19 protein-coding genes are annotated in these 19,764 nt (G+C 72.9%); 18 read left to right on the top strand and 1 reads right to left on the bottom strand.

All coding sequences use genetic code 11. The features are described 5' to 3' along the window. The first annotated feature begins 170 nt into the window (after positions 1 to 170). The 8 genes from thrS (at position 171) to ACZCLJ_RS03950 (ending at position 8,129) form a co-directional block, all read left to right on the top strand. The gene (gene thrS / locus ACZCLJ_RS03985) at positions 171 to 2,198 is read left to right on the top strand and encodes a threonine--tRNA ligase (RefSeq protein WP_463105551.1); all 2,028 of its coding nucleotides are present in this window, start codon (positions 171 to 173) and stop codon (positions 2,196 to 2,198) included. Between the two features lie 37 nt (positions 2,199 to 2,235). Continuing rightward, positions 2,236 to 2,835: an HIT family protein gene (locus ACZCLJ_RS03980; RefSeq protein ID WP_463105550.1), complete on the top strand. Its 600-nt coding sequence runs from the start codon at positions 2,236 to 2,238 to the stop codon at positions 2,833 to 2,835. Beyond that, positions 2,835 to 3,506, top strand: coding sequence for a phosphatidylinositol phosphate synthase (gene pgsA, locus ACZCLJ_RS03975; RefSeq protein ID WP_463105549.1), 672 nt, complete (start codon positions 2,835 to 2,837; stop codon positions 3,504 to 3,506). Before ACZCLJ_RS03980 ends, pgsA begins: the two co-directional genes overlap by 1 nt. Positions 3,507 to 3,508: 2 nt before the next feature. Next, positions 3,509 to 4,507, top strand: a complete 999-nt coding sequence (locus ACZCLJ_RS03970; protein WP_463105548.1) for a phosphatidylinositol mannoside acyltransferase — start codon at positions 3,509 to 3,511, stop codon at positions 4,505 to 4,507. Between the two features lie 2 nt (positions 4,508 to 4,509). Further along, positions 4,510 to 5,721: a glycosyltransferase family 4 protein gene (locus tag ACZCLJ_RS03965; protein ID WP_463106350.1), complete on the top strand. Its 1,212-nt coding sequence runs from the start codon at positions 4,510 to 4,512 to the stop codon at positions 5,719 to 5,721. Then, positions 5,718 to 6,368, top strand: a complete 651-nt coding sequence (locus ACZCLJ_RS03960; RefSeq protein WP_463105547.1) for a hypothetical protein — start codon at positions 5,718 to 5,720, stop codon at positions 6,366 to 6,368. The genes ACZCLJ_RS03965 and ACZCLJ_RS03960 overlap by 4 nt, the downstream gene beginning before the upstream one ends. Positions 6,369 to 6,631: 263 nt before the next feature. Then, positions 6,632 to 7,507, top strand: coding sequence for a pyridoxal 5'-phosphate synthase lyase subunit PdxS (gene pdxS, locus ACZCLJ_RS03955; protein WP_463106349.1), 876 nt, complete (start codon positions 6,632 to 6,634; stop codon positions 7,505 to 7,507). 55 nt (positions 7,508 to 7,562) lie between these two features. After that, positions 7,563 to 8,129 carry an NUDIX hydrolase gene (locus tag ACZCLJ_RS03950; protein ID WP_463105546.1) on the top strand — a complete coding sequence of 189 codons (567 nt, stop codon included), beginning with the start codon at positions 7,563 to 7,565 and terminating at the stop codon, positions 8,127 to 8,129. A 31-nt stretch (positions 8,130 to 8,160) separates the two neighbouring features. Here ACZCLJ_RS03950 and ACZCLJ_RS03945 read toward each other — a convergent pair whose 3' ends face one another. Next, positions 8,161 to 8,835, bottom strand: a complete 675-nt coding sequence (locus ACZCLJ_RS03945) for a hypothetical protein (RefSeq protein WP_463105545.1) — start codon at positions 8,833 to 8,835, stop codon at positions 8,161 to 8,163. Positions 8,836 to 8,872: 37 nt separating this feature from the next. Here ACZCLJ_RS03945 and pdxT point away from each other — a divergent pair, with 37 nt between their 5' ends. The 10 genes from pdxT to ACZCLJ_RS03895 all read left to right on the top strand — a co-directional run bounded on the left by pdxT (position 8,873) and on the right by ACZCLJ_RS03895 (position 19,760). Beyond that, entirely contained in the window at positions 8,873 to 9,496 is a 624-nt protein-coding gene (pdxT, locus tag ACZCLJ_RS03940; protein WP_463105544.1) for a pyridoxal 5'-phosphate synthase glutaminase subunit PdxT, read from the top strand. 6 nt (positions 9,497 to 9,502) lie between these two features. Beyond that, entirely contained in the window at positions 9,503 to 10,264 is a 762-nt protein-coding gene (locus ACZCLJ_RS03935; protein WP_251150889.1) for a YebC/PmpR family DNA-binding transcriptional regulator, read from the top strand. Positions 10,265 to 10,499: 235 nt separating this feature from the next. Next, positions 10,500 to 11,063: a crossover junction endodeoxyribonuclease RuvC gene (ruvC, locus tag ACZCLJ_RS03930; protein WP_251150890.1), complete on the top strand. Its 564-nt coding sequence runs from the start codon at positions 10,500 to 10,502 to the stop codon at positions 11,061 to 11,063. A gap of 134 nt (positions 11,064 to 11,197) precedes the next feature. Further along, entirely contained in the window at positions 11,198 to 11,830 is a 633-nt protein-coding gene (ruvA, locus tag ACZCLJ_RS03925) for a Holliday junction branch migration protein RuvA (protein ID WP_251150891.1), read from the top strand. 2 nt (positions 11,831 to 11,832) lie between these two features. Continuing rightward, on the top strand, positions 11,833 to 12,906 hold the full coding sequence (ruvB, locus tag ACZCLJ_RS03920) for a Holliday junction branch migration DNA helicase RuvB (RefSeq protein ID WP_463105543.1): 1,074 nt from the start codon (positions 11,833 to 11,835) through the stop codon (positions 12,904 to 12,906). A 191-nt stretch (positions 12,907 to 13,097) separates the two neighbouring features. Continuing rightward, on the top strand, positions 13,098 to 13,562 hold the full coding sequence (gene yajC, locus ACZCLJ_RS03915; protein WP_251150893.1) for a preprotein translocase subunit YajC: 465 nt from the start codon (positions 13,098 to 13,100) through the stop codon (positions 13,560 to 13,562). Positions 13,563 to 13,643: 81 nt separating this feature from the next. Next, positions 13,644 to 15,614 (top strand): protein translocase subunit SecD, encoded by a 1,971-nt coding sequence (gene secD, locus ACZCLJ_RS03910; protein ID WP_463105542.1) that lies wholly within the window; start codon positions 13,644 to 13,646, stop codon positions 15,612 to 15,614. Continuing rightward, on the top strand, positions 15,614 to 16,738 hold the full coding sequence (secF, locus tag ACZCLJ_RS03905) for a protein translocase subunit SecF (protein ID WP_251150895.1): 1,125 nt from the start codon (positions 15,614 to 15,616) through the stop codon (positions 16,736 to 16,738). The genes secD and secF overlap by 1 nt, the downstream gene beginning before the upstream one ends. Continuing rightward, positions 16,735 to 17,340 (top strand): adenine phosphoribosyltransferase, encoded by a 606-nt coding sequence (locus ACZCLJ_RS03900; RefSeq protein ID WP_463105541.1) that lies wholly within the window; start codon positions 16,735 to 16,737, stop codon positions 17,338 to 17,340. The genes secF and ACZCLJ_RS03900 overlap by 4 nt, the downstream gene beginning before the upstream one ends. 77 nt (positions 17,341 to 17,417) lie before the next feature. Continuing rightward, positions 17,418 to 19,760 carry a RelA/SpoT family protein gene (locus ACZCLJ_RS03895; RefSeq protein WP_463105540.1) on the top strand — a complete coding sequence of 781 codons (2,343 nt, stop codon included), beginning with the start codon at positions 17,418 to 17,420 and terminating at the stop codon, positions 19,758 to 19,760. The last annotated feature ends 4 nt before the right edge of the window (positions 19,761 to 19,764 follow it).

The following is a 19,764-nucleotide window of genomic DNA, read 5'->3' as shown; positions in this document are numbered from 1 at the left end:
GCGTCGCGGCCCGTCCAGAGGTATCCGGTTCGTCCCGCGTGCGCGGGTCGGTACGATCGGGGGGCGCCGTCGACGACGGCGCCCCTTCGAGCGCCCCGGCACCGGCCGTGAGCCTCGATGACCGCTCACCGAGGACGCCACGGCGTCCTCCCGCCTGCAAGGAGCAGCACGTGTCGGACGTCGTCCAGCCACCAGTCACCACCGCCCCCGAGTCCGGGACCGTCACGGTGGAGACGGCGACGACGGGCACGGAGCTCTTCGCCGACCGCCGCGACGTCGTCGTCGTGCGCGTGAACGGCGCGCTCAAGGACCTCGACACCGCGCTCGCCCCGGGCGACGAGGTCGAGGGCGTCACGATCGACTCGCCCGACGGGCTGTCCGTGCTGCGCCACTCCGCGGCGCACGTCCTCGCCCAGGCAGTCCAGCAGGTGAACCCGGACGCAAAGCTCGGCATCGGGCCGCCCATCACCGACGGGTTCTACTACGACTTCGACGTCGAGACGCCCTTCACGCCCGAGGACCTCAAGGCGCTCGACAAGGCGATGGCGCGCATCGTGCGCGAGGGCCAGACCTTCCGCCGCCGCGTGGTCACCGAGGACGAGGCGCGCGCCGAGCTCGCGCACGAGCCGTACAAGCTCGAGCTCATCGGGCTCAAGGGGTCGTCCGACACGGCGGCCGAGGGCGCGAGCGTCGAGGTCGGCGGCGGCGAGCTGACGATCTACGACAACGTGCGCGGCGCCGGGCGCGAGAGCGAGACCGTGGTCTGGAAGGACCTGTGCCGCGGCCCGCACCTGCCCTCGACGAAGCTCATCGGCAACGGCTTCCAGCTCATGCGGTCGGCCGCCGCCTACTGGCGCGGCAGCGAGAAGAACCCGCAGCTCCAGCGGGTCTACGGCACGGCGTGGCCCACGAAGGACGAGCTCAAGGCGTACCTCGAGCGGCTCGCCGAGGCCGAGCGCCGTGACCACCGCCGCCTCGGCAGCGAGATGGACCTCTTCTCCTTCCCGGACGAGATCGGCTCCGGCCTCGCGGTCTTCCACCCCAAGGGCGGCATCATCCGCTCGGAGATGGAGGAGTACTCGCGCAAGCGGCACGTCGAAGCGGGCTACTCGTTCGTCAACAGCCCGCACATCACCAAGGCGAAGCTGTTCCAGGTGTCGGGCCACCTCGACTGGTACGCCGAGGGCATGTACCCGCCCATGCACCTCGACGAGGAGCTGGACGACGACGGCACCGTGCGCCGCGCCGGCCAGGACTACTACCTCAAGCCGATGAACTGCCCGATGCACAACCTCATCTTCGACGCGCGCGGCCGCTCGTACCGCGAGCTCCCGCTGCGCCTGTTCGAGTTCGGCACGGTGTACCGGTACGAGAAGTCGGGCGTCGTGCACGGCCTGACCCGTGCGCGCGGCTTCACGCAGGACGACGCCCACATCTACTGCACGCGCGAGCAGATGCGCGACGAGCTCACCTCGCTCCTGACCTTCGTGCTCGACCTCCTCAAGGACTACGGCCTCGACGACTTCTACCTCGAGCTGTCGACGCGCGACCCCGAGAAGTCGGTCGGCGACGACGCGACGTGGGAGGAGGCGACCCGCACGCTCGAGGAGGTCGCCACGGCGTCGGGCCTCGACCTCGTGCCGGACCCGGGCGGCGCGGCGTTCTACGGGCCGAAGATCTCCGTCCAGGCCAAGGACGCGATCGGCCGGACGTGGCAGATGTCGACGATCCAGCTCGACTTCAACCTGCCGGAGAAGTTCGAGCTCGAGTACACCGCCCCCGACGGCTCGCGCCAGCGCCCGGTGATGATCCACCGCGCGCTGTTCGGGTCCATCGAGCGCTTCTTCGCAGTGCTGCTCGAGCACTACGCGGGCGCCTTCCCGGCGTGGCTCGCCCCGGTCCAGGTCGTCGCGGTCCCCGTCGCGGAGCCGTTCAACGACTACCTGGCCGACGTCGTCGCGCAGCTGCGCGCGCAGGGCATCCGCGCCGAGGTGGACTACTCGGACGACCGGTTCGGCAAGAAGATCCGCAACGCGAGCACCCAGAAGGTGCCCTTCACGCTCATCGCGGGCGGCGAGGACGTCGAGGCGGGTGCCGTGTCGTTCCGTTACCGCGACGGGCGCCAGGACAACGGCGTGCCGGTCGCCGAGGCGATCGAGCGCATCGTGTCCGCCGTGCGCGACCGCGTCCAGGTCTGACGCCGCGGTGGGGGACGACGCGAGGGGCAGGTCGGGCGTGGACGACGCGACGGTCGAGCCGCCGGGGGACCACCCGCGGTTCGACGACGGTCTCGAGAGGCTCTGGACGCCGCACCGCATGGTGTACGTCGGTGGGCAGGACAAGCCGACCGACGACACCGCGGGGCAGTGCCCGTTCTGCCGGATCCCGTCCCGCTCGGACGAGGACGGGCTCATCGTCGCGCGCGGCGAGGTCGCCTACGCCGTGCTCAACCTGTACCCGTACAACCCGGGCCACCTCATGGTCGTGCCCTACCGCCACGTCTCGGACTACACCGGGCTCACCGGGGCCGAGACGGCCGAGGTCGCACAGCTCACGCAGACCGCCATGCGCGTGGTGCGCGCGGTGTCCGCGCCCGACGGCTTCAACCTGGGCATGAACCAGGGGACCGTCGCCGGCGCGGGCATCGCCGCGCACCTGCACCAGCACGTCGTGCCCCGGTGGACGGGCGACGCGAACTTCCTGCCCGTCGTCGCGCACACGAAGGCGGTGCCGGAGCTGCTCGCGGACACGCGCGCCAAGCTCGCCGCGGCCTGGGAAGCGCAGCCGCAGCAGTCGCAGCACGGGACGGCCGGCGCGGGGGAGGGGAACCACTGATGTTCGGCCGTCTCCGGGCCCTCACGACCCGGCTCTTCACGCCGCTCGCCGCGCTCCTGCTGCGCCTCGGCGTGAGCCCCGACGCCGTGACCGTCGCCGGGACGCTCGGCGTCGTGGCCGGCGCGCTCTGGCTCTTCCCGACCGGTCACCTGTTCGCCGGGACCATGGTCGTCATGGTCTTCGCGTTCTCCGACGTGCTGGACGGCGTGATGGCCCGCCGCGCCGGGCGCTCGGGCCCCTGGGGCGCGTTCCTCGACTCCACGCTCGACCGGCTCGCCGACGCGGCGCTGTTCGTCGGGCTCACGCTGTACTTCGTCCGGGCCGACGACGCGCGCCTCACCCCCGACCTCGCGGCCTGGGGGACGTGCGTCGCGCTCGCGTGCCTCGCGCTGGGCGCCGTCGTGCCGTACGCGCGAGCGCGCGCCGAGAGCGTCGGCATGACGGCGCAGGTCGGGATCGCGGAGCGTGCGGACCGGCTCGTCGCGGCGCTCGTCGCCGCGGGGATCGTCGGGCTGGGCGTGCCGCCCGTCGTGCTCGTCGTCGTGCTCGGCCTGCTGGCCGTCGCGAGCGCCGTGACGATCGTGCAGCGCGTGGCGACCGTGCGCCGGCAGGCGCTGGCCCTCGCGGGCGGCGACGACGGACGGACCGACGAGACGGAAGGTGCCCGCTGACGATGGGGATCGACACCGGCAAGGCGTTCACCTTCGCGTGGCGCAACGCGCACAAGGTGCCCGAGCCGATCCTGCGCGGCGTGTTCACCGCCGTCGCGGACGTGACGTGGCTCCTGCACGGCGGCGGTGTGCGCCAGCTCGAGAAGAACCTCGCGCGCGTGCGCCCCGACCTGGGTCACCGCGGGGTGCGCCGGCTGTCGCGCGCCGGGATGCGGTCCTACATGCGCTACTACCGCGAGGCCTTCACCCTGCCGGCGTGGACGCCCGAGCAGGTCGCGGCGCGCGTGCGCGTCGTGGGCGAGGAGAACGTCCGCCGACTCCTCGACGGCGACCGCAGCCCCGTGCTCGCGCTGTCGCACCAGGGGAACTGGGACCTCGCGGGAGCCTGGGCGACCCGCCGTCTCGCCACGGTCCTCACGGTCGCCGAGCGGCTCGAGCCCGAGGAGGTGTTCCAGGAGTTCCTCGCGTTCCGGACGGGGATCGGGCTCGAGATCCTCGCTCTCGGCGACGGCGACGTGTTCCGCGACCTCGTGCGCGGGGCGCGCCGTCCCGGGCGGATCATCCCGCTGCTCGCCGACCGCGACCTCACCGCCCGGGGCATCGAGGTCGACCTCTACGGTCGGAGGGCCCGCGTGGCCGCCGGCCCGGCCGCCCTCGCCGTCACCGCCGGGGCCCCCCTGGTCCCGGCCGCCATCTGGTACGAGCGCCTGCGCGGTGCCCGACGCCGCGCGGCGGGGACGCCGTGGGGCCTCGTGATCCGCTTCTTCCCCCCGGTCGACGTGCCGGCGGACGTGCCGCGCTCGGAGCGGGTGGCCGTCGCGACGCAGGCCTGGGTCGACGCGTTGAGCGTGGCGATCCGCGAGCACCCCGAGGACTGGCACATGCTGCAGAAGGTCTTCGTCGAGGACCTCGATCCCGAGCGGTACGCCCGCACGCAGGCCGCGGCGGGCGAGGACGCCGCCGTCGCCCCGGCGCAGGGCGACCAGGAGCCCGCCGCATGAGCCTGCGCATCGGCATCGTGTGCCCCTACTCGTTCGACGCGCCGGGCGGCGTGCAGTTCCACGTGCGCGACCTCGCCGAGGCGCTCATCGCCCAGGGGCACGAGGTCTCCGTGCTGGCGCCCGCGGACGACGACACCCCGGTCCCCGGCTACCTCACTCCCGTGGGCGGCGCGATCCCGGTCCGCTACAACGGGTCGGTGGCCCGCGTGACGTTCGGCCCCCGGACCATCGGCCGGGTGCGGCGCTGGCTCGACGCGGGACGCTTCGACGTCCTGCACCTGCACGAGCCCGTCAACCCGTCCCTGTCCATGAGCGCGCTCTGGACCGCGCAGGGGCCCATCGTCGCCACGTTCCACACCTCGCTCGTGCGCTCCCGGGCGCTGCAGGTCGCCTACCCGCTCGTGCGCCAGAGCCTCGAGAAGATCGACGCGCGCATCGCCGTGTCGGAGGACGCGCGGCGCACGCTCGTCGAGCACCTGGGCGGGGACGCCGTCGTCATCCCCAACGGGGTCTACGTCGACACGTTCGCCGGCGCCGTGCCGCAGCCGCGCTGGCAGGGCACGCCGGACGCGCCGACCATCGGGTTCCTCGGCCGTCTCGACGAGCCGCGCAAGGGACTGCCCGTCCTGACCGACGCGATCCCGCGCATCCTCGCGGAGGTGCCGGGGGCGCGGTTCCTCGTCGCCGGCCGCGGCGACGCGGGGAAGGACGAGGCCGTCGCCGCCCTGGGTGAGCACGCGTCGTCCGTGGAGTTCCTCGGCGGCGTGAGCGACGAGGACAAGGCGAGCATGCTCGCCTCCGTCGACCTGTACATCGCGCCCCAGACGGGCGGCGAGAGCTTCGGCATCGTGCTCGTCGAGGCGATGAGCGCGGGCGCGTGCGTCGTCGCGAGCGACCTCGGCGCCTTCCGTCGCGTGCTCGACGACGGTGCGGCCGGTGCGCTGTTCCCCGTCGGCGACGGCGCAGCGCTCGCGGCGACGGTCGTCGAGGTCCTCGCCGACGCCGGCCGGCGCGAGGCGTACCGCGACCGGGCCCGGGAGTTCGTCCGGCGCTTCGACTGGTCCGCCGTCACCGCGGAGGTGCTCGCCGTGTACGAGATGGTCCTCGCCGCGTCCGAGGCGGTCATCCCGGTGCACGAGGACCCGCGGTCCCGCCGCGGCGGTCGCCTCCTCGGACGGACGCGCGGCGACCGGGACGAGGAGGCTCGCGCATGACCTGGTCGGAGATCGCGATCCTCGTCGTGGCCGTCGTCGTGCTCGTCGGCTGGCTCCTGTGGGTCGCCGCGTCCCGGCTCGACCGCCTGCACCGCAAGGTCATGGCGTCGCGCCTCGCGCTCGACGCCCAGCTGGTGCGTCGCGCGTCGGCCGTCGTCGACCTCGCGGCGTCGGCCGAGCTCGACCCGGTGACCTCGGTCCTCCTGGCCGAGGCCGCGCACGCGGTGCTGGACGACGACGCGGACGCGCGGCGCCTCGTCGAGAGCGTGCCGGGACTCGGTACGCAGGACGCGCCCCGCCCACGGCTGCTGCTCGGTGGCATGGCGCCGTCGCGCGCGCTCGCCGAGTCCGACCTGTCGGCGACGCTGCGGTCCGCCCTCGAGGACGCGGAGGACGTCGCGGAGCTGCGTGACGTCCCGGCGGGCGACGAGCTCCTCGGCAACCTCTCGGCGGCCTGGTACCGGGCCCAGCTCGCGCGTCGCTTCCACAACGAGGCCGTCGCCCAGGCGCAGCGCGTGCGGAGCAAGTGGTGGGTCCGGCTGTTCCGGCTCGCGGGGCACGCGCCGATGCCCGCGACCGTCGAGCTCGACGACGCCTGGCCGCCCGGTCTCGGCCGTCCTCTCGAGCCCGCCGGCGGGACCTCCTGAGCGCCTGGGGCCCGGACGCGCCGCAGTAGGATGGTCGTGGTGTGCGAGCATGTGCCCGCCACCGCGCACGCACCGCTCCCACCGGCTTCTCTCCACCTCGCCGGGGGCCGTCGGCGCGACCCGCGGAGGCCCGGCCGTCCGCCTCGTGACGGCCGTGCGCTCCCTCGAACCGAACGTGTGAGGTACCGGTGACCAACGTGTCCGAGCAGAACGTCCCCGCCGAGAAGGTCCCCGCAGGCGCCGCGCCCGCCGCAGAGGGCTCCGTGGGCACCGCGAAGGTCAAGCGCGGCATGGCGGAGATGCTCAAGCGCGGCGTCATCATGGACGTCGTCACCGCCGAGCAGGCGAAGATCGCCGAGGACGCCGGCGCCGTCGCGGTCATGGCGCTCGAGCGCGTCCCGGCCGACATCCGCGCCCAGGGCGGCGTCTCCCGCATGTCGGACCCCGACATGATCGACGGCATCATCGCGGCCGTCTCGATCCCCGTCATGGCGAAGGCGCGCATCGGGCACTTCGTCGAGGCGCAGGTGCTCCAGTCGCTGGGCGTGGACTACGTGGACGAGTCCGAGGTCCTCACGCCGGCCGACTACGCGAACCACATCGACAAGTGGCAGTTCACCGTGCCGTTCGTGTGCGGCGCGACCAACCTCGGAGAGGCGCTGCGCCGCATCACCGAGGGCGCCGCGATGATCCGGTCGAAGGGTGAGGCCGGGACGGGCGACGTGTCCAACGCGACGACCCACATGCGCACCATCCGTGGCGAGATCCGCCGCCTCACCTCGCTCCCTGAGGACGAGCTGTTCGTCGCCGCCAAGGAGCTGCAGGCGCCGTACGAGCTCGTCAAGGAGGTCGCCGCCACCGGCAAGCTCCCGGTCGTCACGTTCACCGCCGGCGGCATCGCGACGCCGGCCGACGCGGCGATGATGATGCAGCTCGGCGCCGAGGGCGTCTTCGTGGGCTCCGGCATCTTCAAGTCGGGCAATCCGGCGCAGCGAGCTGCCGCGATCGTCAAGGCGACGACGTTCTACGACGACCCCGACGTGATCGCGAAGGTGTCCCGCGGGCTCGGCGAGGCGATGGTCGGCATCAACGTCGACGACATCCCCGTGCCGCACCGCCTCGCCGAGCGCGGCTGGTGACCCTGTCCGCGCACCTGCCGGCACCGCCGGCGAGCCTGGACGGCCGGGCGTCGCGGTGACGGACCGGACGGACGCGCCGTCGTCCCTGGGCCCCGACTGGGTGCTCGGGGACGACGGCCTCTTCTTCCGGCGCGGCGCGCGCGTCGTCCTGCTCGACGACGCCGACCGCGTCCTCCTCGTCCGGGGTCACGACGTCGACCAGCCCGAACGGTCGTGGTGGTTCACCGTCGGCGGTGGCATCGACGAGGGGGAGGACGACGCCGCGGCGGCCCTGCGCGAGGTGCGCGAGGAGACCGGCATCGCGCTCGACCCCGCCCATCTCGTCGGGCCGGTCTACACCCGCAGCGCAGTCTTCGACTTCTACCGGCAGCACTGCCGCCAGGACGAGGTCATCTACCTCGCGCGGCTGCACGGTGAGGTCCTCGCGGGCGAGGACCTCAGCCGCGACGGATGGACGGACGTCGAGCTCGACGTCGTCGACGAGATGCGGTGGTGGGACCTCGACGAGCTCGCGCGGGTCGAGATCGAGGTGTTCCCTGAGGGACTCGTCGACCTCGTGCGGCCCCTGCTGCACGGCTGGGACGGTGTGACCCGCCACCTCGGGCTCGCGCGCGAGCACTGACGCCGGGCCGGGAGCGAGCGGACAGCCGAGGTCAGGCGCGGCGCGCGGCGACGCGCCACACGATGCCGCCCAGCAGCAGGCCGAGGCCGAGCAGACCGCCGCCGATCGCGAGGATCCACAGCAGCACCGTGCCGCCCACGGTCGCGAAGAACTCGCCGAAGCGCCAGCCCTCCGTCACGACGAAGGACCCGGCGTCCGCGTCCTGGGACGTCGCGACCGACACGGTGCACGCGCCGTCGCCGGTCGCCGTGAACTCCGCGACGGTCGCGGCCGACGTCGTGCCCACGCCGGACGACCCGGTCACGGCAGGGGACGAGACGAGGACGGTGGTGCCGCCGCACGTCACCGTGACGTCGTCCGCGGCGAACGCGGCGTCCCCGGGGCCGCCGACCGCCCACACGGTGTACGGCTCCCCGCCGGCGACCGTGACGTCCGCCTCGCCGGGCACCGCGCCGGACGCGATCGACGCCGAACCCGGCGACCCTCCGCTCGTGACGACGCCCGTCGGGATCGCGCGCAGGAAGAGCGTCACGCCGAGCACGCCCGCGACGAGCGCGCCCACGAGCACCACGGCGCCGGCGACGATCAGCACGGTCGCGCCGCGCGGAGCGCGGCGAGGCGTCGGTGCGACCGGCGGCGGGCCGCCCCACGCCGGTGCGGGGGGACCGGGAGGAGCGCCGGGCTGCGCTGCAGGCGGGTACGTCACGTCGGCGACCCTACCGGCCGACGTATCATCACCCCTCGTGACGATCACGATCGGGGTTCTCGCCCTGCAGGGCGACGTGCGCGAGCACGCCGCCGCGCTCGAGTCCGCAGGTGCCCGCACCGTCGGCGTCCGCCGACCCGAGGAGCTCGCGCAGGTCGACGGCCTCGTGCTCCCCGGGGGCGAGTCGACGACCATCGACAAGCTCCTGCGGATCTTCGAGCTCGACGAGCCCCTGCGTGCGCGGATCGCCGAGGGCTTGCCCGTCTACGGCTCGTGCGCCGGCATGATCCTGCTCGCCGACCGCATCCTCGGCGGCACGGCCGACCAGCGCACCATCGGCGGGCTCGACGTGACCGTGCGGCGCAACGCGTTCGGCCGCCAGGTGGACTCGTTCGAGACCGACCTCGCGTTCGCCGGGCTGCCCGGGGACGACCCCTCGGTGCACGCGGTGTTCATCCGCGCGCCGTGGGTCGAGGACGCCGGACCGGGCGTCGAGGTCCTCGCCCGCATCCCGGACGCGAGCACGCCGGGGATCCCCGACGCCGCCGCCGGTAGGATCGTCGCAGTACAGCAGGGATCGCTGCTCGCCACGTCGTTCCACCCGGAGATCTCCGGCGACGCGCGCGTGCACGAGCGGTTCGTCCAGATCGCGAAGGGGTAGGAACGCATGTCAGGGCACTCCAAGTGGGCCACGACCAAGCACAAGAAGGCGGCCATCGACGCCAAGCGCGGCAAGCTCTTCGCGAAGCTCATCAAGAACATCGAGGTGGCGGCGCGCACCGGCGGCGGTGACCTGGCCGGCAACCCGACGCTCTTCGACGCCGTCCAGAAGGCCAAGAAGTCGTCCGTGCCGAACGACAACATCGAGCGTGCGGTCAAGCGCGGCAGCGGCGAAGGTGCCGACGCCGTCGACTACCAGACGATCATGTACGAGGGCTACGGCACCAACGGGATCGCCGTGCTCGTCGAGTGCCTCACCGACAACAAGAACCGCGCCGCCGCCGAGGTGCGCACCGCGTTCTCCCGCAACGGCGGCAGTCTCGCCGACCCGGGCTCGGTCTCGTACCTCTTCTCGCGCAAGGGCCTCGTCGTCGTGCCCAAGGCCGACGGCGTCACCGAGGACGACGTGATGCTCGCCGCGCTCGACGCCGGGGCCGAGGACGTCACGGACTCCGGCGACGTCATCGAGGTGCTGTGCGAGGCGAGCGACCTCGTCGCCGTCCGCACCGCCATCCAGGACGCCGGGATCGAGTACGACTCCGCCGACTCCGTGTGGCACCCGTCCATGGAGGTCGAGGTCGACGCCGACGGCGCGCGCAAGATCCTGCGCCTCATCGACGCGCTCGAGGACAGCGACGACGTGCAGAACGTCTACGCGAACTTCGACGCGTCGGACGACGTCATGGCGGAGCTCGAGAACGACGACTGACCCCTCGCTCGACCGACGGCGGTCGTGGTCGGGGAGGCCGGGCGGGCGGGGTGCGCGCGGTCTACCATCCGCGCCCTCGTCCCTCGGGCGCTCCCGCCAGGCCCGCCACGACCGCGCGCACCCCGCCCGCCCGTCCTGCTTCCGGCCGGCGGTCCGCGTGATGCGGCGTCGTCGGCTCGACGGTCCCGCTGCGCGCCTCGGCGGATGAGGCAGCAGGTCGTGAAAGGGTGACGGGGTGCGCGTGCTCGGAGTGGACCCTGGACTGACCCGGTGCGGCGTGGGGGTCGTGGACTCGTTGCCCGGGCGCAAGGCCGAGATGGTGGCCGTCGGGGTGCTGCGATCCGACCCCGAGCTCAGCGTGGACCTGCGGCTGCTGCGCATCTCGGAACGACTGGACGCGTGGCTCGACGAGCACGTGCCCGACGTCGTCGCGGTCGAGCGGGTGTTCGCGCAGAACAACGTCGGCACCGTGATGGGCACGGCGCAGGTCGCCGGGCTCGCGATGGTCGCGGCGGCGCGCCGCCAGGTCCCGGTCGCGCTGCACACGCCGTCGGAGGTCAAGGCCGCCGTGACGGGGAGCGGGCGGGCGGGCAAGGAGCAGGTGCAGCGCATGGTCGCGAGCATCCTCGGGCTGGCCGAGCTGCCGAAGCCCGCCGACGCCGCCGACGCGCTCGCGCTGGCGATCTGCCACCTGTGGCGGCCCGCCGGAGCGCTGCAGGGCGGCGAGCGGCACGAGCTCACCCCGGCCCAGCGCGCCTGGGCGGCCGCCGAGCGCACGGCACGCCGCGGGCGTGCGTAGGCCGCGTCGGAGCCCCGGGCTAGAGTGACCCGTCGTACACCTGTTCGCACCGCTCGTGCCGTGACTCGTCCCGCACGTGCGCGCCCCTGCGCCGCGCCCCACGGGCCCGGCGCCCGTCGATCGGAGGACACCGCGTGATCGCGTCGCTGAGCGGGACGGTGGCGAGCGTGCAGCTCGACCGGGCGGTGCTCGACGTCGGGGGTGTGGGCTACCTCGTGCACGCCGCACCCGCGACGCTCGCCGGGCTCCGCGTGGGCGAGACCGCGCGCCTCGCCACCAGCCTCGTCGTGCGAGAGGACTCGTTCACGCTCTTCGGCTTCGCCGACGACGACGAGCGCTCCGTCTTCGAGACCGTGCAGACCGTCAGCGGTGTCGGCCCGCGCCTCGCGCTCGCGATGCTCGCCGTGCACACGCCCGACGCGCTGCGGCGGGCCGTCGCGGGTGCGGACATCGCGGCTCTCGTGCGCGTCCCCGGCATCGGGAACAAGGGCGCCCAGCGGATCGCGCTCGAGCTCGGGGACAAGCTCGGCGCGCCGACCGGGGCCGACGCGCCCGTCGCCGGGTCGGGAGCCGGCACGCCGGCCGCCGTCGAGGACCGTCGGGACCAGGTCGTCGAGGCGCTCGTCGGGCTCGGGTGGAACGTCAAGGCCGCGGACGACGCGGTCTCGACGGTCCTCGCCCAGGCGGGGGTCGACGTCGTCGAGGCCGCCGACGTGGCAGGCGCACTGCGCGCCGCGCTGCGCGTGCTCGGCGGGCAGAGGGGCTGACGATGGCGGACTTCGACCGGGTCGGGGCGGGCGGCTTCCCCGAGGACGGCTTCACGTCCGAGCGCATCGTCGCCGCGGGCGCCGACGACCTCGAGCGCGCGGCCGAGGCGGCGCTGCGCCCACGGCGGCTCGAGGAGTTCGTCGGGCAGCGGGTCGTGCGCGACCAGCTCTCGCTCGTGCTGCAGGCCGCGCTCGCGCGGGGGAGCGCGCCCGACCACGTGCTGCTCTCCGGGCCGCCGGGTCTCGGCAAGACGACCCTGGCGATGATCATCGCCGCCGAGCTCGGCGCGTCCCTGCGCGTGACCTCGGGGCCGGCGATCCAGCACGCGGGCGACCTCGCCGCGGTGCTGTCCTCGCTCGAGGAGGGCGAGGTGCTGTTCATCGACGAGATCCACCGCCTCGCGCGGCCCGCCGAGGAGCTGCTCTACATGGCGATGGAGGACTTCCGCGTCGACGTGGTGGTCGGCAAGGGTGCGGGCGCGAGCGCGATCCCGTTGAGCCTGCCGCCGTTCACGGCGGTCGGCGCGACGACGCGCGCCGGCCTGCTGCCCGCGCCGCTGCGCGACCGGTTCGGGTTCACGGGTCACCTCGACTTCTACTCGGGCGAGGAGCTCGAGCGCGTCCTGACCCGCTCCGCGGGCCTGCTCGGCGTCGCGCTCCACCCCGACGCCGCGCACGAGATCGCGGGTCGCTCGCGCGGGACGCCGCGCATCGCGAACCGCCTGCTGCGGCGCGTGCGCGACTGGGCGCAGGTCCGCGGCGACGGCAGCCTCGACCTGCGCGCCGCGCGCGCCGCGCTCGAGGTGTACGAGGTGGACCCGATCGGGCTCGACCGGCTCGACCGCGCGGTGCTCACGGCGCTGTGCACCCGTTTCAACGGGGGCCCGGTCGGCCTGACGACGCTCGCCGTCACGGTCGGTGAGGAGGCCGAGACGGTCGAGACCGTCGCCGAGCCGTACCTCGTGCGGGAAGGGCTGATCGGACGGACGCCACGGGGTCGCGTCGCGACGCCCGCCGCGTGGGCGCACCTCGGGCTGACCCCACCGCGCGACGGCGGCACGCTCTTCGACGCCTGACGGTGCGACGCACCAGCGGCCCGAACCACCCGGGGCGCCGTGACGGCCGTCACAGGGCGTGCCGCGGAGGGCCTAGACTGGACGGACCTGCGGGGAACTCCACGACCGAACGGCTCGTTGGTGAACCGTGCGCGCGCGCCTAGACTGCCGCGCAGAACCCCGCCGACGAACAGGACACGTGAGACCCCGTCATGGATATCAGCTTCATCCTCATCCTCGCCCTCGCAGCCGGTGCGATGTTCCTCATGACCAGCCGCACCCGCAAGCAGCAGCGCGAGGCCCAGAACTTCCGGTCCGAGCTCGCTCCGGGCCAGGAGGTCATGACGGGTTCGGGGATGTTCGGCACGATCGTCGACGTCGACGACGAGGCGGACATCATCACCATCGAGTCCACCCCCGGCGCGCAGACGCGCTGGCTGCGTGCGGCGATCGCCAAGCGCGTCGACGTGCCGGTGGAGGAAGAGACCGAGGAGCTCGTCGAGGGCGAGGAGCCGGCTGCTCCGGCCGCCGCCTACGGCAGTGCGGCTACCATCTCCTCCGGCTCGTCGAAGGACGACGCCGACGACCTCGTCGTCCCCGACGACCTGTCCGGCCTCACCGACGAGAAGGCGGACAAGGACCGCGACCGTCGCGACGAGGGCACGGACAGCAAGTGACCACCCGCCGGCCGCACGCGCGGCCGGACTGACGCGATGGGCCCCCGGGCCCATCGCACTCGCACGAGAAGAGACGGACAGTTGGCCACCAGCAGCACACGAGCGAGGCCTGTACGGACCCTCGTCTTCCTGGGCGTCCTCGTGGTCGCCCTCTTCGGGAGCCTCTTCGCGGGGACGAAGCTCGACCCGCAGACCGCCGACGACCCGGGCGGCGCGAGCCTGACCCCGGGTCTCGCGCTGGACCTCGAGGGCGGCACGCAGATCATCCTCGAGCCCGTCACGACCGACGGTTCCGAGGTGACGCCCGAGGCGATCAACGAGGCGATCAACGTCATCCGCCAGCGCATCGACGCGCAGGGAGTGTCGGAGTCGGAGATCACCCGGCAGGGATCGGGCAACATCGTCGTCGGCATCCCCGGTGAGCCGAGCCAGGAGACGATCGACCTCGTCAGCCAGTCGGCCCAGATGCGCTTCCGGCCCGTGCTCGCGGTCGGCGCCCCGACGGCCGTCCCCGCCGAGGACGCGGCCGCCGAGGACGGGGCCGCGGACGACGCGGCCGCCGACGACGCTGCGCCTGACGCGACGGAGTCTGCCGACGCCCCCGCCGACGCGGCGACCGACGGTGCGACCGAGGAACCGACCGACGGTGCGACGTCGGGCACGGAGGACGGCGAGACCGTCCGCCCGGAGAACCCGAGCGACCTCGCCCAGATCACCCCCGAGGTCCAGGAGCAGTTCGACGCGCTCGACTGCACGGTCCCCGAGAACCTCGTGGGCGGCGACAGCGGCCCGACGGACAGCGCGTTCGTCGCGTGCTCCGCGGACGGCCTGGCCAAGTACGTGCTCGGCCCGGTCGAGGTCGAGGGCACCGACATCGCGAACGCCAGCTCCGGGCTCCGCGTCGGCCAGACCGGCGCCGTGACCAACGAGTGGGTCGTCAACCTCGAGTTCGACGGCGAGGGCACCACCCAGTTCCGCGAGGTGACGACGCGCCTCACGACCCTGCCGTCCCCGCAGAACCAGTTCGCGATGGTCCTCGACGGCCTCGTGATCTCGGCGCCCGTCTCGCAGGTCGCCATCCCGGACGGCAAGGCCGAGATCTCCGGGAGCTTCACGCGGGACAGCGCCGCGACCCTCGCGAACCAGCTGAACTTCGGCTCGCTGCCCCTGACCTTCGAGGTGCAGAGCCAGCAGCAGATCTCTGCGACCCTCGGCTCCGAGCAGCTCCAGAAGGGCCTGCTCGCGGGCGCGATCGGCATGCTGCTCGTGGTGATCTACTCGCTCTTCCAGTACCGGGTCCTCGGGCTGGTCACGGTGGCGTCGCTCACCGTCGCAGGCCTCTTCGCGTACGGGATCATCACGCTCCTGTCGTGGACGATCGGCTATCGCCTCTCCCTCGCGGGCGTCGCGGGCCTCATCGTCGCGATCGGTATCACCGCCGACTCGTTCATCGTGTACTTCGAGCGCATCCGCGACGAGCTGCGCGACGGTCGCACGCTGAACTCCGCGGTCGAGAAGGGCTGGGAGCGCGCACGCCGCACGATCCTCGCCTCCGACGCGGTGAACTTCGTCGCGGCGATCGTGCTGTACTTCCTCGCGGTCGGTGGCGTGCGCGGCTTCGCCTTCACCCTCGGGCTGACGACGCTCATCGACATCGTCGTGGTCTTCCTCTTCACGCACCCGCTGATGCAGCTCCTGGCGCGGACGAAGTTCTTCGCGACCGGCCACCCGTGGTCGGGCCTGGACCCGCGTCGCCTCGGGGCGCGCAGCATCCGGTACGCGGGCCGTGGCCGGGTCGTCACCACGCCCGGGTCGAGCAGCGCCGTCGAGGACGCGCCCTCGTCCCCGGAGCCGGACGCCGCCCCGGCACGCACCCGCGCCGAGACGCCCGCTCGCGAGACCGTCGCGGCCGGCGTCGGAGGCGGTGACGGGCCACGCATGACGATCGCCGAGCGGCGGGCTGCGCAGCGGCGGGCCGCCGTCGAGGGAACCGTCGAGGACCAGCCTTCCGACGCGCCGTCGTCCGCGGGCGAGAACGAGGAGAAGCACTGATGGCCAGCGGATTCGCCCAGTGGGGCAACGACCTCTACACCGGTCGCCGGTCCTACGCCATCGTCGCGCGGCGCAGGCGGTACTTCGTCGCGGCGATCGTCGCGGTCGTGCTCTCGCTGGCGATCATCGGCGTCCGGATGGCCGGAGGCGGCCTCAACCTCGGCATCGAGTTCCGCGGTGGCTCCGAGTTCACCGTCTCGCAGGCCGCGGACACGTCGCAGCAGCCGGCGATCGAGGCCGTGCAGTCCGTCGCGCCCGAGGAGGTGCCGCGGATCTCGACGGTCGGCGCGAACAGCGTCCGCGTCCAGACGGCACAGCTGAGCAACGAGGAGGTCGAGGACGTCCGGGCAGCGCTCGCCGACGCCTACGAGGTCGAGGTCGGGGACGTCACGAGCGCGTTCATCGGCCCGACCTGGGGCCAGGACGTCTCGCAGAAGGCGATCGTCGGTCTCGTCGTCTTCCTCCTGCTCGTGAGCCTCGTCATGACGGTCTACTTCCGGAACTGGCGCATGGCCCTCGCGGCCGTCGTCGCGCTGTTCCACGACCTGATCGTCACGGTCGGCATCTACGCGCTCATCGGCTGGGAGATCACCCCGGCGACGGTCATCGGTCTGCTGACGATCCTCGCGTACTCGATCTACGACACCGTCGTGGTCTTCGACAAGGTGCGCGAGAACACGACCGGCATCCTCAACCAGACCCGGAGCACGTACGCCGAGCGCGCGAACCTCGCGATCAACCAGACGATGGTCCGGTCGATCAACACGTCCGTCGTCGCGCTCCTCCCGGTCGCCGCGATCCTCTTCATCGGGGCGTTCCTCCTCGGGGCCGGCACGTTGCGCGACATCGCGCTCGCGCTGTTCGTCGGCATGGCGGTCGGTGCGTACTCGTCGATCTTCCTCGCGACCCCCCTCGAGGTGGCGTTCCGCGAGCGCGAGACGGCGATCTCCGAGCACACGCGCAAGGTCCTCGACCTGCGCGCGGACCGCGCGGCGGAGCTCGGCGACGAGGGAGCCGAGGACGCGGTCCTCGCCGCGGCGGGTGTCGACGGCAGCCGCCAGCTCCAGCCGGGTGCGCACCAGGGGAACAGGGCGCAGCCGCGGAAGCGGCGCACCGCCCGATGACGGCCGAGCACGTCCCGGCCGCCGGGACCGACGGCCTGCGGGCCGTCGGTCTCGGCGGCCTCGGACCCGACCGGTCGGCGCGGGTGCTCGAGCTGGTGCGGTCGGTGCCCGACTACCCGGAACCGGGGATCACGTTCCGCGACATCACCGGCCTCCTCGCCGACGGTGACGCGTTCCGGCACGTGATCGAGGCGCTGGGTCACGTGGTCGACGCCGTCGACGGGGGCATCGACCTCGTCGCCGGGCTGGAGGCCCGTGGCTTCCTGCTCGGCGCGCCGCTCGCGACGCACCTCGGGGTCGGCTTCGTCCCGCTGCGCAAGGCGGGCAAGCTCCCGCCGCCGACGGACGCCGTGACCTACGACCTCGAGTACGGCACCGCCACGATCGAGCTGCGCGCGGGAACACTGCGACCCGGCGCACGCGTTCTGGTGGTGGACGACGTGCTCGCGACGGGCGGTACTGCCGCCGCGGGAGCGGAGCTGGTCGAGCGGGCCGGAGGCGTCGTCGTCGGGCTGGCGTTCCTCATGGAGCTCGACGGTCTGGGCGGTCGCGACCGCCTCGCGGGACGCGGGGTGACCACGCTCCTGCACGTGGGGTCGTAGGATTGCCACTCCGGTCGGTGCGGCAGGTCGTCGCACGAACGTCGGCGCACGTCGGCCGCACACGGAGGGAGGCGCACATGAGCGAGGACACCCGGACGTCGTCCGCGCCTGCCGGCCAGGCTCCCGTGACCCCGGGGGGCGGCGGGACCGGAGGCCGTGGCGTGCGGTCGCGCCTCGTGCGGTTCGGGACGCGGACCGGCGGGGGAAGCCCGGCGCTCGAGCCGCTGCTGCAGGCGGTGCGCACGAACCATCCCAAGTCCGACCTCTCCGTCATCGAGCGGGCCTACGGGACCGCCGAACGGGCGCACCGCGGCCAGCTGCGCAAGAGCGGCGACCCGTACATCACGCACCCTGTCGCCGTCGCGACGATCCTCGCGGACCTCGGGTTCGACGGCTCGACGCTCGCCGCGGCGCTCCTGCACGACACCGTCGAGGACACCGAGTACTCCCTCGACCAGCTCCGTGACGAATACGGCGACGAGATCGCGATGCTCGTCGACGGCGTGACGAAGCTCGACAAGGTGACCTACGGGGACGCCGCGCAGGCGGAGACCGTGCGCAAGATGGTCGTCGCCATGGCGCGCGACATCCGCGTGCTCGTCATCAAGCTCGCGGACCGGCTGCACAACGCGCGCACGTGGAAGTACGTCTCGTCGTCGTCCGCCGAGCGCAAGGCGCGCGAGACGCTCGAGATCTACGCGCCGCTCGCGCACCGGCTCGGCATGAACACCATCAAGTGGGAGCTCGAGGACCTGTCGTTCCAGGCCCTGTACCCCAAGGTGTACGACGAGATCGTCCACCTGGTCGCCGAGCGCGCACCGGCGCGCGAGGAGTACCTCGCGGTCGTGCGTGAGCAGGTCACGGCCGACCTGCGCAGCGCCAAGATCCGCGCGACCGTCACGGGCCGGCCGAAGCACTACTACTCGATCTACCAGAAGATGATCGTGCGCGGGCACGACTTCGCGGAGATCTACGACCTCGTCGGTGCGCGCGTCCTCGTGGACAGCGTCCGGGACTGCTACGCGGCGCTCGGCGCGCTGCACGCCCGGTGGAACCCGGTGCCGGGGCGGTTCAAGGACTACATCGCGATGCCGAAGTTCAACATGTACCAGTCGCTCCACACGACGGTCATCGGCCCGGGTGGCAAGCCCGTCGAGATCCAGATCCGCACGCACGAGATGCACCGGCGCGCCGAGTACGGCGTCGCCGCGCACTGGAAGTACAAGGAGACCGCGAAGACGGCGGGGCGGACCGAGAAGGGCGACCCCGCCGCCAACGACATGCGCTGGCTGCGCCAGCTCGTGGACTGGCAGCGCGAGACCGCGGACCCTGCGGAGTTCCTCGACTCGTTGCGGTTCGAGATCGGCGGCGCGGAGGTCTACGTCTTCACGCCGAAGGGCGACGTCCTCGCGCTGCCCGCGGGATCGACCCCGGTCGACTTCGCGTACGCGGTCCACACCGAGGTCGGGCACCGCACGATGGGCGCCCGCGTCAACGGACGGCTCGTCCCGCTCGACTCGACGCTGGAGAACGGTGACGCCGTCGACGTCCTGACGTCCAAGTCGGAGAACGCCGGCCCGAGCCGTGACTGGCTCGCCTTCGTCAAGAGCCCTCGCGCACGCAACAAGATCCGCCAGTGGTTCTCGAAGGAGCGTCGCGAGGAGGCCGTCGAGCACGGCAAGGACGCGCTCGCCAAGGCGATGCGCAAGCAGAACCTCCCGATCCAGCGCCTGCTGTCCCACGAGACGCTCGTCGCGCTCGCGAACGAGATGCGGTTCGCCGACGTCACGGCGCTGTACGCCGCGATCGGCGAGGCCCAGGTCTCGGCGGCCAACGTCGTGTCGAAGCTCGTGCAGTCGATGGGCGGGGACGAGGGCACGGTCGAGGACGTCGCCGAGACGGCTCGCCCCGGCCAGACGGCGCGGCGCGTCCGCACCGGCGACCCCGGCGTGATGGTCAAGGGCGTTGACGACATCTGGGTCAAGCTCGCCAAGTGCTGCACGCCCGTGCCAGGTGACGAGATCATCGGGTTCATCACCCGCGGGCAGGGCGTGAGCGTCCACCGCGCGGACTGCGCGAACGTCGTCGGGCTGCGGAACCAGCCCGAGCGCATCGTCGACGTCACGTGGACGACCGGCAGCAACGCGATGTTCCTCGTCCAGATCCAGGTCGAGGCGCTCGACCGCGCGCGGCTCCTCTCGGACGTGACCCGCGTCCTGTCGGACCACCACGTGAACATCCTCTCGGCGACCGTCTCGACGTCGAACGACCGCGTCGCGATGTCGCGCTTCGTCTTCGAGATGGCCGAGCCGGCGCACCTCGCCCAGGTGCTCAGCGCAGTGCGCAAGGTCGACGGCGTGTTCGACGTCTACCGCATGACGGGATCGCGCGCCGAGCCGGCGCCGCCGCTGCCCGCCTGACGTC

This window comes from Cellulosimicrobium sp. So1_17, assembly GCF_055181235.1.
Note: the sequence above shows the minus strand (reverse complement) of the source record. Positions and strands in the feature narration are given on the sequence as shown.

Excerpts from the sequence above, each read along its gene's own strand:
- pgsA (WP_463105549.1), top strand. The coding sequence starts at position 2,835 with ATGTTCGGCCGTCTCCGGGCCCTCACGACCCGGCTCTTCACGCCGCTC.
- ACZCLJ_RS03900 (WP_463105541.1), top strand. The coding sequence starts at position 16,735 with ATGACGGCCGAGCACGTCCCGGCCGCCGGGACCGACGGCCTGCGGGCC.
- ACZCLJ_RS03935 (WP_251150889.1), top strand. The coding sequence starts at position 9,503 with ATGTCAGGGCACTCCAAGTGGGCCACGACCAAGCACAAGAAGGCGGCC.
- ACZCLJ_RS03960 (WP_463105547.1), top strand. The coding sequence starts at position 5,718 with ATGACCTGGTCGGAGATCGCGATCCTCGTCGTGGCCGTCGTCGTGCTC.
- secF (WP_251150895.1), top strand. The coding sequence starts at position 15,614 with ATGGCCAGCGGATTCGCCCAGTGGGGCAACGACCTCTACACCGGTCGC.
- ACZCLJ_RS03970 (WP_463105548.1), top strand. The coding sequence starts at position 3,509 with ATGGGGATCGACACCGGCAAGGCGTTCACCTTCGCGTGGCGCAACGCG.
- ruvB (WP_463105543.1), top strand. The coding sequence starts at position 11,833 with ATGGCGGACTTCGACCGGGTCGGGGCGGGCGGCTTCCCCGAGGACGGC.
- ACZCLJ_RS03895 (WP_463105540.1), top strand. The coding sequence starts at position 17,418 with ATGAGCGAGGACACCCGGACGTCGTCCGCGCCTGCCGGCCAGGCTCCC.
- yajC (WP_251150893.1), top strand. The coding sequence starts at position 13,098 with ATGGATATCAGCTTCATCCTCATCCTCGCCCTCGCAGCCGGTGCGATG.